The following is a 13,095-nucleotide window of genomic DNA, read 5'->3' as shown; positions in this document are numbered from 1 at the left end:
AAAGAATTATCCTTCAAATTCTTCTTTCAAAATATTGATTACATCTAAAATGGTTTCTTCTTCAAGATCTGTTCTTCTCACTAAATCAGCAACATCTTGATTCAATACACTTCTTGCAGTATCTAAACCAATTTTTTCGAACTCTTCAATAACCCATCCTTCGATTTCGTCTGAGAATTCTCTTAATTCAACATCATCTTCTTCTTCAGCAATTCCTTCACGGATTACATCAATTTCATAACCTGTTAATAAACTAGCTAATTTAATATTGTTTCCTCCTCTACCAATTGCTTTAGAAACTTCTTCAATTTTCAAGAAAACTTCAGCCGTTTTAGCTTCTTCATTAATTTTAACTGAAGATACTTTAGCAGGACTTAAAGCTCTAGTAATATATAATTGTGCGTTAGTTGTATAATTGATTACATCAATATTCTCATTTCCTAACTCACGAACAATTCCGTGAATACGCGATCCTTTCATACCCACACAAGCACCAACTGGATCAATTCTATCATCATAAGAATCTACTGCAACTTTTGCTTTTTCTCCTGGTATACGAACCACTTTTTTGATAGTAATTAAACCATCAAATACTTCAGGAATTTCTTGTTCAAATAATTTCTCAAGGAATTCTGGAGCTGTTCTCGACATGATAATTTGAGGTTTATTTCCTTTCAACTCTACATTTTCAATAACACCTCTAACATTATCTCCTTTTTTGAAATAATCGTTTGGAATTTGTTTTTCTTTAGGTAAAACAATCTCATTTCCTTCATCATCCATCAAAATTACAGCTTTTGGACGTACATGATGCACTTCTGCTGTATAAATATCACCTACTAAATCTTTAAATTGTTTATAAAGATTAGTATTATCGTGCTCATGGATTTTAGAAATCAAATTTTGGCGTAATGACAAAATAGCTCTTCTACCTAATTGAATTAACTTCACTTCTTCTGAAACATCTTCACCTACTTCAAAATCAGGCTCAATTCGTCTAGCTTCAGATAAAGAAATTTCAGAATTTGGATCTTCTACTTCACCATCTTCAACTACAACACGATTTCTCCATATTTCCATATCTCCTTTATCAGGATTAATGATGATATCAAAATTATCGTCTGATCCGTATTTCTTTTTTAATGCATTTCTAAATACATCCTCTAAAATTGCCATTAGTGTAACTCTATCAATGAGTTTATCGTCTTTAAATTCTGAAAACGATTCTATTAACGCAATATTCTCCATGTCAACTCTTTATTTAAAATGATATTATAACAATTGCTTCTTTTATATTTTCATAAGGAAGTTCTAACTTTTTTTCTACAGTTTCTTTTCCTTTACCTATTTTTTTTGGCTCACGCGCTTGCCATTCTAACGTTATTTTCACATCATTAGCAGCGGTTAACTTTGCTTCAACTTCTTCAAATGTAGTTGTTTTAACCTTTAATGTTCTTCCAATATTTTTTTTAAATTGACGAACAAGTTTTAAAGGACTTGAAACACCAGCAGATGCTACTTCTAAAGAAAAATCTTGCTCTTCACGATCCAAACCATTTTCTACTGCCCTACTTACATCGATGCAATCTTGTAAATTTACTCCAAAATCTCCATCTAACACAACATTAATTTTATTATTTTCATTGATTGTTAAATCAATTAAAAATAAATGTTCTCGTTGCGATAATGCTAAATCAACTGAATTTTGAACTTTATCTTTAAATGTCATATTTTATAAAAAGAGGCACGCTGTGCGTGCCTCATAACCTTTAGTTTTAACGGCAACAAATATATTATTTTTTTTTGAAATAAAAAAAAGATTGTTAGTTTAGATATTTTTTATACTTTTATGGTGTAATTAATTTTACTTTATTATCTAACCTAAAACAAATTTATGAAACGAATTTTAGTACCTACCGATTTTTCTAAACACGCTGAATATGCATTAAAAGTAGCCGCACAAATTGCAAAAAAAAATGACGGTGAAATATTTTTAGTTCACATGTTAGAACTACCTTCATCTGGCAATGACAGTCTTTCTAATTCTCATGAAATTCCAGAATTGATATTCTTTAAGAATGCTGTTGTATCAAAACTAGATGAATTAATGAATGCTGATTATCTTGACGGAATCAAAATAACTAAAATTATTCAATTTGAATTAGCTTTTGAAGGAATTATCAAAAACGGTGAAGCTCATGACGCTGATTTAATTGTTATGGGATCTCATGGTTCTAACGGAATGCAAGAAATGTTTATTGGTTCAAATACTGAAAAAGTTGTAAGAAATTCAAACGTTCCTGTATTGGTTATTAAACGTGAAGAAGAAAACTTTAATGCACATAATTTTGTTTTTGCTTCTGATTTTTCTGAAGAAATAAAAAAACCTTTTGAAAAAGTAGTTGAGTTTGTTAACAAATTCAATTCTCATTTACATTTAGTAAACATCAATACTCCAAATAACTTTAAATCAACTAAAGTTGCTCAAAAAACTATGGACGAATTTGTTGCTGAATTCAATATCAATAATTGTACTACTCATATTTACAACGATATAAATGTAGAAAAAGGTATTTTACATTTTGCTAAAAGCATTAATGCTGATATTATTGGTATGAGTACTCATGGAAGAAAAGGTTTATCACACTTTTTCAATGGAAGCATAAGCGAAGACTTAGTAAACCATGCTAAGAGACCTGTTATTACTTTCAAAATCTAATTAGCAGATTTTATCATAAAAAAAGACCGCAAATTGCGGTCTTTTTTTATGATAAAATTCACCAAACCAGTCAAGTACAAAAATAAAAAAACTCCGTTCAAAATTGAACGGAGTTTTGTTGGCCCACAAGGACTCGAACCTTGAATGACGGTACCAAAAACCGGAGTGTTACCATTACACCATGGGCCAATACCTAACAACCTTTTCGATTGCGAGTGCAAATGTAAAACATATTTTTTATTCTGCAAATTTTTCTAAAAAAAATATTAAAAAAAATATTTAACAACTATTATATATAAAAAAATAGTTTCTTTGTAGGAGAATATAGAAAATAAACACAATATGAATTCATTCAACTTTAAAAAGTGGAATACCATTTTAGGCTGGACTACGTTTGTTGTAGCATTAATTACATATTCATTAACCGTTGAGCCGACCCTTAGTTTTTGGGATTGTGGTGAATACATTGCTACTTCTGCCAATCTTGAAGTAGGTCACCCACCAGGAGCACCATTATTCCAAATGTTAGGTGCCTTTTTTGCAATGTTTGCTTTTAGTCCAGACAAGATTGCGTTAATGGTTAATTATCTTTCTGTGTTTTCAAGTGCCTTTACTATTTTATTTATGTTTTGGTCACTTACAATTTTACTAAAAAAACTATTCGTAGGTGAAAAAGAACTTTCTGCAAACAACGCGGTTATGATTTTAGGAAGTTCATTAGTAGCAAGTTTATCTTTTACTTTTACCGATAGCTTTTGGTATAATGCTGTAGAAGCAGAAGTTTATGCAATGGCGACTTTCTTAATTGCATTACTTTTTTGGTTAGGATTAAGATGGGAACAAGAAATTAATACTCCAAGAGGAAACAAATGGCTTTTAATAATTTCTTTAGTTATTGGGCTTTCATTTGGAGTTCACTTCATGGCTTTATTAGCTTTTCCTGCAATTGGATTTCTATATTATTTCAAAAAGTATGAAAATATTACTTTAAAAAGTTTTGTAATTGCAAATATTGTTATCGTTGCAATATTGCTTTTTATCTTCAAACTATTACTTCCTTATACATTAGCTTTCTTTGGTAAAACAGAAATATTTATGGTGAACAGCCTTGGAATGCCGTTTAACTCAGGAACTATATTTGCATTCTTATTAATTGTTGCGGCTTTCTATTTTGGTTTAAACTATACTAAGAAAAAAGGTCACGTTTTTTACAATACTTTAATATTGTCTACATTTTTTATATTAATTGGGTTTTCAACTTGGATGATGTTACCTATTCGTGCAAATGCTAATACACCAATTAATGAAAACAAGCCTTCAGATGCAGCAGAGGTTTTAGCCTATTATAATCGTGAGCAATATGGAGAACAAAAATTATTTTATGGCCCTCAATTTTCTGATACCTACTCAGGATTAGACCCTGTTACTCCTTATTTAGACGATAAGCCTAATTATGAGCGTGATTACAAAACAAAAAAGTATGTAATTACTAATGATTATAAAAACGCAAAACAAAATACTGACGATGCTCATAAGGCTATTTTACCTAGAATGTGGAGCAATGAGCATAGAGAAAATTACATGATATTTACTGAACCTCTTGAGTTTAGAATTAATCCAGAATATGCGCATGAAGATGAATTGGTACAAATCGTTACTCAATTTAGAAAAGCATATGAAGCAGGCGATATTGATGAAGGTGATTACGATAAATTTTTAAAAGGTTATGGTGATTATTTAATTGTTGACAAGCCTACTTTCGTAAACAATATGAAGTTCATGATTCAATACCAATTTGGATACATGTACATTAGATATTTACTTTGGAATTTTGCTGGAAGACAAAGTGATGTTCAAGGAAAATACGACAATTCAAATGGAAATTGGCTTACAGGAATTAATTTTATTGATGAAATTTTTCATGGTACACAAAAGAACTTGCCTTCGGATATGCAAAATAATAAAGGGCGAAACATTTATTTTGCCATCCCTTTACTTTTAGCATTAATAGGCTTTGTATTTCATGCAATTCGAGACAAAAAAAGTTTCTATGTTTTACTAGTGCTGTTTTTATTTACTGGTTTCGCTTTAAAAATATATTTAAATGAGAGACCTTTTGAACCTAGAGAACGAGACTATGCTTTAGTGGGTTCTTTCTATGTATTTGCTATGTGGATTGCTTATGGCATATTCGCAATTTATGAAACAGTAAAAAAATACCTTCAACCTAAAGTTGCAATACCTTTAGTATTAATTGCTTCTTTATTAATTTCTCCTGTGATTTTAGCAAAAGAAAATTGGGACGATCATGACCGTTCAAATAAAGATACCGCATATACTATGGCAAAAGCATATTTAGATTCGTGTGAGCCAAATGCCATTTTATTTACAATTGGTGACAACGATACTTTCCCATTGTGGTACATGCAAGAAATTGAAGGCTACAGAACAGATGTTAGAATTGTAAACACTAGTTTATTTATGACCGATTGGTATATAGATCAAATGAAAATGAAAACTCATGATTCTGAACCAATTCCTAGTTCATTTAACAGAGACCAATATAAAGGAAGTAATCGCGATTATAGTTTATATGTTGAAAGAACTAAAGATCCATTATTACTTGATGAAATGCTAAAATTCATTGCACTTGATGATGAAAGAGCTAAAATTGAATTAAACAATGGTAGAAAAGTAAATTATTTCCCATCTAAGAAGGTAATTTTACCAATTGACAAAGCTACTATCATTAAAAATAAAGTTGTTTCTGAAAAGTATTATGATTCCATTGTACCAGCAATTGAATTTGAAATCAAAGATCATGCTTTATATAAAAACAGGTTAATGATGTTAGATATTGTAAATCAAAACAACTGGAAACGACCAATATATTTTACAGGAGGAAGTTTTGGTGAAGACGATTATCTATGGATGAAAGACTATTTACAATTAGACGGAATGTGTTTTAAATTAGTACCTATAAAAACTCCAGCAGATTCTCCAAGTCCGATGAAAATGGGACAAATTGATTCTGAAAAAATGTATGACATTGTTATGAAATGGGATTGGGGTAATAGCGGAAAACCAATAATTTATCATGATGTAGAAACTCGTAAAAACAGCATTACTTACAGAACAAATTTAGCTCGTTTAGCTGAAACTTTAATTTTTGAAGAAAAACTTGAAAAGGCAGAAAAAGTAATTGATTTAGCAATGGAAAAAATGCCGTTGCAATATTTTGAATATTATTCAATGCTTGAACCTTTTGTTATTGGATATTATGAAGTAGGCAAAAAAGAAAAAGCAAGAGCTATAATTAAAGAAGTGATTAAAAAATATCAAGAAAATTTATCTTTTTATAACGGATGGAAACCAAGTGAACAAAACTTTAGTGCTATTGATATTGTGAGTGATATTGAATATTACAGAAGTTTTATTCAAGCAGCTGAAGCAGCAGGTGATTTAGAATTTTACAATAAAGAAAAAGTAAAGTTTAATAATTACAATAAAATGTTTGAACGTTTTGGAAGAAAAATGGAATAACTATTTTTTAACGAATACTAATGTTCCAAAAGAAATAATTCTTTTGGAACATTTTTTTTATACTAAATTTACAAGATGAACTTCAAGTGGGTTAAAACAAATAAAGTAATTAAAAAGATTTTCAATAATCTGGTTTGGGATATACCAAACTCAGAAAATAAAATCTATTTAACTTTTGATGATGGCCCAATTCCAAGTGTTACAGAATGGGTTTTAGATGTTTTAAAATCAGAAAACATAAAAGCAACATTCTTTTGTATAGGTGATAACATTAAGAAATATCCTGAAATTTACAAACGAATACTAACGGAAGGACACCAAATAGGAAATCACACATTCAATCACTTAAACGGGTGGAAAACCAAGACAAATTATTACATTGAAAATTTCAAATTGTGCGAAACTGAACACTCAAAACTGAACCCTAAACACTCTTTTCTATTTCGTCCTCCTTACGGAAAAATAAAACCAAGTCAATCTAAAGAAATTAGACAGTTAGGCTATAAAATAATTATGTGGGATGTATTGAGTTATGATTTTGACCAAAACATTTCTGAAGAGGAATGCTTAAAAAACGTGATTTCAAACACATCACAAGGAAGCATTATCGTTTTTCACGATAGTCTAAAAGCAGAAAAAAATCTGAAGTATGGACTGCCAAAAGCAATACAAATTTTAAAAAATAAAGGGTTTACTTTTGATGTAATAAAATAAATTTTACTACAAATTATCATACGAGTGAAATCGAAAGACTATACTTGTTCTTGTACTAAAGAAATCAAAGTATTAGCATCAAGTTCGCCACTTTGTCTCCACACCATTTGTCCTTCTTTGTAAATCATTAAAGTAGGCAAACCTTTAATACGAAGCGCATCGGCTAATTCTTGATTCTTATCCACATCAATTTTAATTACTCGTGCTTTATCCCCTAAGGCTGCCGCTACATGACGTATAACTTCATTCATAGCAACAGAAGGTTCATTCCACTCTGTAAAGAAATCGATTAGCACAGGTACTTGAGCATCGATAAGTTCTCCAAATTTTGACATAAATTGCAATTTATTAGTATCAAAAAATTATTTTTCAAACAAAATAATATACAAATGTAGCATTTTTACTGAATTACGCTACTTTTTCTCCTTTTTTTAATTCAATTACCGTAATTTCTGGCATAATTCCAACACGACCTGGATACGCATGGAAACCAAAACCACGATTTACATAAATATATCTTCCTGCATTTTCATATAAGCCAGCCCATTGCTTGTAAACATATTGCACCGGACTCCATTTGATCCAACCCGGAATCTCTATACCAAATTGTAACCCATGTGTATGCCCCGAAAGCGTTAAATGATAATGATTGTCATCGTGCTGAATTTTCTCATCCCAATGACTTGGGTCGTGACTCATCACAATTTTAAAATCTTCTTTCTTTAAACCTTGTGAAGCCAAATTCAAATCGCCGCGTTCTCCAAATTTTCTTCCCCAATTTTCAACACCTACGATCGCTAATTCCTGATTATCTTTTTTGATTTTTACATGTTCATTTAATAACAATTTAAAATCAATTTTACCGTGAATCGCTTTTATATTTTCAAAATTTTGAATTTTATCTTGTTGTGAAGGCCAATTAATGTATTCGCCATAATCATGATTTCCTAAAACTGAGAATTTTCCAAATTTTGGATTATGAATTCTTTTGAAGGTATCAATCCATGGATCCATTTCGGTAGCATGAGTATTCACAATATCACCTGTAAACAAAACCATATCTGAATTTTGTTCATTAATTAAGTTTATTGCATATTGGATTTTCTCTGCATCATCAAAACTTCCACTGTGAACATCCGAAATATGGGTTATTGTGGTTCCATCAAAAGCTTCTGGTAAATCAGGGAAAAATAATGTTTGCTTGATTACTTTAAAATTGTATTTACCAAAAGTAATACCATATAAAAAAGAAGTAAACGGAATGGCTGCAATTCCTAACGCTATTTGGCTGACAAACTTTCTTCTTTCGGGTAAAAAAGCTTCGGAATTACTATTAACTAAAGAAAATAACCCCACAAAAACACGAATAATATCTTCTCCAAATAATATGATAGTCAATAATAATTTTGGTACGTATAGTAGCAACAACAAACCCATGGTCATCATAGTTTTTGGAGTTTGTCCTACACTTCTATCAAAATGATATAATTGATAAATAATATATGCTAAGGCAATAGCAGAGGTTGCATAATAAAACACAAAAAACAACTTTGATTTTATCAAAGTCTTAAATGCCTGAAAAGCATAGATTTCAAGAATGATTACAAATACTAAAAAAACAATCCAACGAATCATTAGCTCTTTTTTTTTGCAAAGTAATGAACAAGTTTGACAAATTAACCTGTTATTAAATGAATTTTAACAAAGTTTTTTTAATCAAAGAATTGTACTTTTACATTTTAAAACCAATTTCATTTCAAATGTCACAAAAACGATTATTCTTATTAGACGCCTACGCACTTATCTTTCGCGGCTATTACGCTTTTATAAAAAATCCTCGAATCAACTCTAAAGGAATGGATACTTCTGCCATTATGGGATTCATGAATTCTTTGATGGATGTTATTAAGCGTGAAAAACCAGATCATTTAGCAGTAGCATTCGATAAAGGCGGAAGTGATTACCGTTTCGAAATGTATCAAGAATACAAAGCGCATCGTGACGAAACTCCTGAAGCGATAAAAATTGCAGTTCCCTATATTCAGGAATTGTTACGCGCTATGCACATTCCCATTATAGAAAAAGCAGGTTTTGAAGCCGATGATTTAATTGGAACTTTAGCCAAACAAGCCGAAAAAGAAGGTTTCCAAGTTTTCATGGTAACGCCAGATAAGGATTTTGCCCAATTGGTTTCGGAAAATATTTTCATGTACAAACCAGCCCGAATGGGGAATGATATCGAAATCTGGGGAATTCCTGAAGTCTTAGAAAAATTTGAAATCGAGCGTCCTGACCAAGTAATTGATTTCTTAGGAATGATGGGCGATTCTGCCGATAATATTCCTGGATTGCCTGGTGTGGGAGAAAAAACAGCTAAGAAATTCTTAGCGGAATATGGAACTTTAGAGAATTTATTAGCCAACACGCATCAACTAAAAGGTGCGATGAAAGAAAAAATTGAAGCCAATAAAGAGTTGGGAATTTTATCTAAAAAGTTAGCCACTATCCTACTCGATTGTCCGGTGACTTTTGATGCGGATGATTTTGAATTATCAAAACCTGATGTGGAGAAAACCGATGCTTTGTTTCAGGAATTAGAATTCCGCCAAATGAAAGCGCAGTTTGATAAATTATTTGGTTCAGGTAAAGAATATGATGAAATTGACACTAACGGAACAACTTCAGATACGCCACAACCCACTAAAAAATCTCCTGCAAAAAAATCAAACGAAGATCAATTCGACTTATTTGGTTTTAGCGATGAATCGGATGAACCAACTGCGAATCATTCGTATTATGCTACATTAGAAAATACAACGCATTTCTATCAAATTGTTCAAGGCGATTTACCTGTAAAGCTGTTATTACAGAATTTACTAAATCAAACTTCGGTTTGTTTTGATACGGAAACTACTGGAATTGATGCTTTGAATGCTGAATTAGTAGGAATGTCGTTCTCTTTCGAAAAAGGAAAAGGATTTTATGTTCCGTTTCCCGAAAATCAGGAAGAAGCACAAACTTTAATTGAAAAATTCCGACCATTCTTCGAAAATGAAACTATCGAAAAAATCGGTCAGAACATGAAATACGACTTGAAAATTCTTTCGAATTATAACATTCAAGTCAAAGGTAAATTATTCGATACCATGATTGCGCATTATCTGATTAATCCTGATATGCGTCATAATATGGATGTTTTGAGTGAAACGTATTTGAAATATGCCCCAAAATCGATTGAAACTTTAATTGGTAAAAAAGGAAAAAATCAATTGTCAATGCGCGATGTTCCTTTGGAAGACATCAAAGAATATGCTACTGAAGATGCTGATATTACCTTCCAATTGAAGGAACACTTCCAACCGATTTTAGAAAAAGTAGGTACGAAAAAATTGTTTGACGAAATCGAAATTCCATTAGTTCCTGTTTTAGCCGATATGGAAAAAGAAGGAATTCGTTTGGATGTGGAATTTCTAAAAAGTATGTCGGTTGATATGCAAAAAGAAATCGATGCTTTTGAACAACAAATCTATGAAACCGCTGGTGAGAAATTCAATTTGGCTTCTCCAAAACAGTTAGGCGATATTTTATTTGACAAACTAAAAATTGGTGGCGCAAAACAAAAGAAAACCAAAACCGGTCAATATGCCACTGGTGAAGAAGTGTTGAGTTATTTGGCAAACGAACATCAAATTGTACGCGATATTTTAGAATGGCGTCAAATGGTGAAATTGCAAAGTACGTATATTGATGCTTTACCAAATCAAGTCGATAAAAAAACAGGAAGAGTGCATACCGATTATATGCAAACGGTTGCGGCTACAGGTCGATTGAGTTCGAATAATCCGAATTTACAAAACATTCCAATTCGTACCGAAAGAGGAAGACAAATTAGAAAAGCCTTCATTGCGCGTGATGAAAATTACACGCTACTTTCTGCCGATTATTCTCAAATTGAATTGCGTATTATTGCCGCTTTGTGTGGGGAAGAAAACATGATTAAAGCGTTTCAAAATCACGAAGATATTCACAAAAGTACGGCTGCAAAAGTGTTCAATGTGCCCTTAGATGAAGTGACAAAAGAGCAAAGAAGTCACGCCAAAACCGTAAACTTCGGAATTATCTATGGCGTTTCGGCTTTTGGATTGAGCAACCAAACCAACTTATCACGAAAAGAAAGCGCAGAATTAATTGAAGCGTATTACAAAACATATCCAAGATTAAAATCGTTCATTCAAGAGCAAGTAGATTTTGCTAGAGAAAACGGTTATGTAGAAACCATTTCAGGAAGAAGACGTTATTTAAAAGACATCAACTCAGCCAACGCAATTGTTCGTGGTGGTGCGGAACGAAATGCGGTGAATGCGCCAATACAAGGTTCGGCTGCGGATATCATTAAAATTGCGATGATTAACATCCACAAAAAATTGACTTCTGAAAATTGGAAATCAAAAATGCTATTGCAAGTTCATGACGAATTAGTATTTGACGTACACAACTCCGAATTAGAAAAAATTCAACCGATGATTAAACACGAAATGGAAAACGCGTTCAAAATGGCAGTTCCGTTAGATGTAGAAATTGGATTAGGCAAAAATTGGTTGGAAGCGCATTAGGAAAGTGTTCAGTGGACAGTAGCAGTTGGTAGTTTATAAAAACAATTAAAAACAAATATTTAGATATGAAGAAAATTTTATTAGTAGCCGTTTTAGCAATTTTGGCTTCATGTGAAAACATTACAACAAAAAACAATGCTCCTGAAGATATTGAATTTGCTAAAGAATTAGCAACTAAATTTTATGAAGAATTATCTAATAAAGACACAACCAAAATTAGTAGTTACTTAGACAAATCAATTGCTAAAGAAGAACTTGGCAAATTAGTTAAGAAAAACCTACAAGACTATGGAGAAATAATTAAAGTTGACATCAATAAAACTCAAACTTCTAGCGTTACAAAAAATGATGTTAATGAGACAAAATATAGTATGGAAATATTAACCATTTACCAAAAAGGCAAAACTCTTGATGAGATTTCATTTACAAAAGACAACAATAAAAGAATCACACTAAATTCATATTTAGTCCATGAGGTAATTGAATAAGAAGTCTCAAATATTTATTACAAACCCGATACGTTACAAAACCTATCGGGTTTATTTTTTGAAAACATTTTGCCATTTCAAATAATATTTAGATATTTGTCTAAATATATAAATTAATATGAACGTAATTTTCAAAGCCTTAAACGACGAAACCAGAAGAGATATTCTGGAATTGCTGCGCAAACAGGAAATGACGGCTGGCGATATTGCGGACCAATTTCATATTTCAAAACCTAGTATTTCGCATCATTTAGATATTTTAAAACGTGCCGATTTAGTCACGAGCGAAAAAAAAGGACAATTTGTAGTCTATTCTTTAAATACTACAATTGTTGATGATATTTTACAATGGATTATTACCCTAAAAAAATAAAGTATGGAGAAGTTTAAAAAAGAAATTCCGTTTATTGCTGTGGCTTTGTTACCTTTTGTTTACTTGGCTTACATTTGGAAAAGTTTACCAGAAAGTGTTCCAATGCATTGGAATGGCGCTGGAGAAATTGATCGTTATGGCGATAAAAACGAACTTTTATTAATGATTTTCATGCTAACTGGAATTAGCTATTTCATCTTTTTAATAATTCCGTACATAGATCCAAAACAAAAATTGCAAAACATGGGTAACAAACTGAATAATTTACGCCTAATTTTAGCATTATTCATGTCGGCTTTAGCGATTTACATTTTATATAGTGTACAACAAAAAACAAGTAATCCAGTTTTGATTTTTCCATTGGTTGGCTTACTTTTTGCTTTCTTAGGTAATTATTTTAAAACCATAAAACCGAATTATTTCATTGGCATCAAAACGCCTTGGACATTAGAAAACGAAGAAGTTTGGAAAAAAACGCATGTAATGGGAGGAAAATTATGGTTCGTTGGCGGACTTTTAATGGCATTGACATTTGTGTTGCCAAATAATATCCAAATTTATACTTTTCTAACTATTGTGGGCGTTATTACAATTGTTCCAATTGTATATTCGTATTTAGAATTCAAAAAAATCAAAAATCAGTAA

At 31.4% G+C, this 13,095-nt stretch carries 11 protein-coding genes and 1 tRNA gene; 7 read left to right on the top strand and 5 right to left on the bottom strand.

The genetic code is table 11. The features are described 5' to 3' along the window. Positions 1 to 6 precede the first annotated feature (6 nt). Both nusA and rimP read right to left on the bottom strand, forming a co-directional pair. Positions 7 to 1,248 (bottom strand): transcription termination factor NusA, encoded by a 1,242-nt coding sequence (nusA, locus tag LOS86_RS01955; protein ID WP_231842984.1) that lies wholly within the window; start codon positions 1,246 to 1,248, stop codon positions 7 to 9. Positions 1,249 to 1,261: 13 nt separating this feature from the next. Next, a complete protein-coding gene (gene rimP / locus LOS86_RS01950) occupies positions 1,262 to 1,729 on the bottom strand; it encodes a ribosome assembly cofactor RimP (RefSeq protein ID WP_231842983.1) in 468 nt (155 codons plus the stop codon). 165 nt (positions 1,730 to 1,894) lie between these two features. Between rimP and LOS86_RS01945 the strand changes: the two genes are divergently transcribed. Then, a complete protein-coding gene (locus tag LOS86_RS01945; protein ID WP_231842982.1) occupies positions 1,895 to 2,719 on the top strand; it encodes a universal stress protein in 825 nt (274 codons plus the stop codon). A gap of 118 nt (positions 2,720 to 2,837) precedes the next feature. Here LOS86_RS01945 and LOS86_RS01940 read toward each other — a convergent pair. After that, positions 2,838 to 2,908: transfer RNA gene (locus LOS86_RS01940), tRNA-Gln, on the bottom strand. 153 nt (positions 2,909 to 3,061) lie between these two features. Here LOS86_RS01940 and LOS86_RS01935 point away from each other — a divergent pair. Continuing rightward, positions 3,062 to 6,262, top strand: coding sequence for a glycosyltransferase family 117 protein (locus tag LOS86_RS01935; protein ID WP_231842981.1), 3,201 nt, complete (start codon positions 3,062 to 3,064; stop codon positions 6,260 to 6,262). Between the two features lie 75 nt (positions 6,263 to 6,337). Next, positions 6,338 to 6,976: a polysaccharide deacetylase family protein gene (locus LOS86_RS01930; protein ID WP_231842980.1), complete on the top strand. Its 639-nt coding sequence runs from the start codon at positions 6,338 to 6,340 to the stop codon at positions 6,974 to 6,976. A 38-nt stretch (positions 6,977 to 7,014) separates the two neighbouring features. Here LOS86_RS01930 and LOS86_RS01925 read toward each other — a convergent pair whose 3' ends face one another. Beyond that, on the bottom strand, positions 7,015 to 7,311 hold the full coding sequence (locus tag LOS86_RS01925) for a thioredoxin family protein (protein WP_231842979.1): 297 nt from the start codon (positions 7,309 to 7,311) through the stop codon (positions 7,015 to 7,017). 73 nt (positions 7,312 to 7,384) lie between these two features. Next, complete coding sequence (locus LOS86_RS01920) at positions 7,385 to 8,611, bottom strand: metallophosphoesterase (RefSeq protein ID WP_231842978.1); 1,227 nt, start codon at positions 8,609 to 8,611, stop codon at positions 7,385 to 7,387. A 125-nt stretch (positions 8,612 to 8,736) separates the two neighbouring features. Between LOS86_RS01920 and polA the strand changes: the two genes are divergently transcribed. The 4 genes from polA (at position 8,737) to LOS86_RS01900 (ending at position 13,095) form a co-directional block, all read left to right on the top strand. After that, on the top strand, positions 8,737 to 11,589 hold the full coding sequence (gene polA, locus LOS86_RS01915; protein WP_231843896.1) for a DNA polymerase I: 2,853 nt from the start codon (positions 8,737 to 8,739) through the stop codon (positions 11,587 to 11,589). A gap of 65 nt (positions 11,590 to 11,654) precedes the next feature. Beyond that, the gene (locus tag LOS86_RS01910; protein WP_231842977.1) at positions 11,655 to 12,077 is read left to right on the top strand and encodes a hypothetical protein; all 423 of its coding nucleotides are present in this window, start codon (positions 11,655 to 11,657) and stop codon (positions 12,075 to 12,077) included. Between the two features lie 118 nt (positions 12,078 to 12,195). Beyond that, entirely contained in the window at positions 12,196 to 12,450 is a 255-nt protein-coding gene (locus LOS86_RS01905; protein WP_231842976.1) for an autorepressor SdpR family transcription factor, read from the top strand. Between the two features lie 3 nt (positions 12,451 to 12,453). Then, a complete protein-coding gene (locus LOS86_RS01900; RefSeq protein ID WP_231842975.1) occupies positions 12,454 to 13,095 on the top strand; it encodes an SdpI family protein in 642 nt (213 codons plus the stop codon).

Source organism: Flavobacterium cyclinae (assembly GCF_021172145.1).
GTDB lineage: Bacteria > Bacteroidota > Bacteroidia > Flavobacteriales > Flavobacteriaceae > Flavobacterium > Flavobacterium cyclinae.
The sequence above is the reverse complement of the archived record's forward strand: the minus strand, read 5'-3'. Positions and strand labels throughout refer to the sequence as shown.

Coding starts and splice junctions, on each gene's coding strand:
- polA (WP_231843896.1), top strand. CDS start 8,737: ATGTCACAAAAACGATTATTCTTATTAGACGCCTACGCACTTATCTTT.
- LOS86_RS01900 (WP_231842975.1), top strand. CDS start 12,454: ATGGAGAAGTTTAAAAAAGAAATTCCGTTTATTGCTGTGGCTTTGTTA.
- LOS86_RS01945 (WP_231842982.1), top strand. CDS start 1,895: ATGAAACGAATTTTAGTACCTACCGATTTTTCTAAACACGCTGAATAT.
- nusA (WP_231842984.1), bottom strand. CDS start 1,248: ATGGAGAATATTGCGTTAATAGAATCGTTTTCAGAATTTAAAGACGAT.
- LOS86_RS01905 (WP_231842976.1), top strand. CDS start 12,196: ATGAACGTAATTTTCAAAGCCTTAAACGACGAAACCAGAAGAGATATT.
- LOS86_RS01935 (WP_231842981.1), top strand. CDS start 3,062: ATGAATTCATTCAACTTTAAAAAGTGGAATACCATTTTAGGCTGGACT.
- LOS86_RS01910 (WP_231842977.1), top strand. CDS start 11,655: ATGAAGAAAATTTTATTAGTAGCCGTTTTAGCAATTTTGGCTTCATGT.
- LOS86_RS01930 (WP_231842980.1), top strand. CDS start 6,338: ATGAACTTCAAGTGGGTTAAAACAAATAAAGTAATTAAAAAGATTTTC.
- LOS86_RS01920 (WP_231842978.1), bottom strand. CDS start 8,611: ATGATTCGTTGGATTGTTTTTTTAGTATTTGTAATCATTCTTGAAATC.
- LOS86_RS01925 (WP_231842979.1), bottom strand. CDS start 7,311: ATGTCAAAATTTGGAGAACTTATCGATGCTCAAGTACCTGTGCTAATC.
- rimP (WP_231842983.1), bottom strand. CDS start 1,729: ATGACATTTAAAGATAAAGTTCAAAATTCAGTTGATTTAGCATTATCG.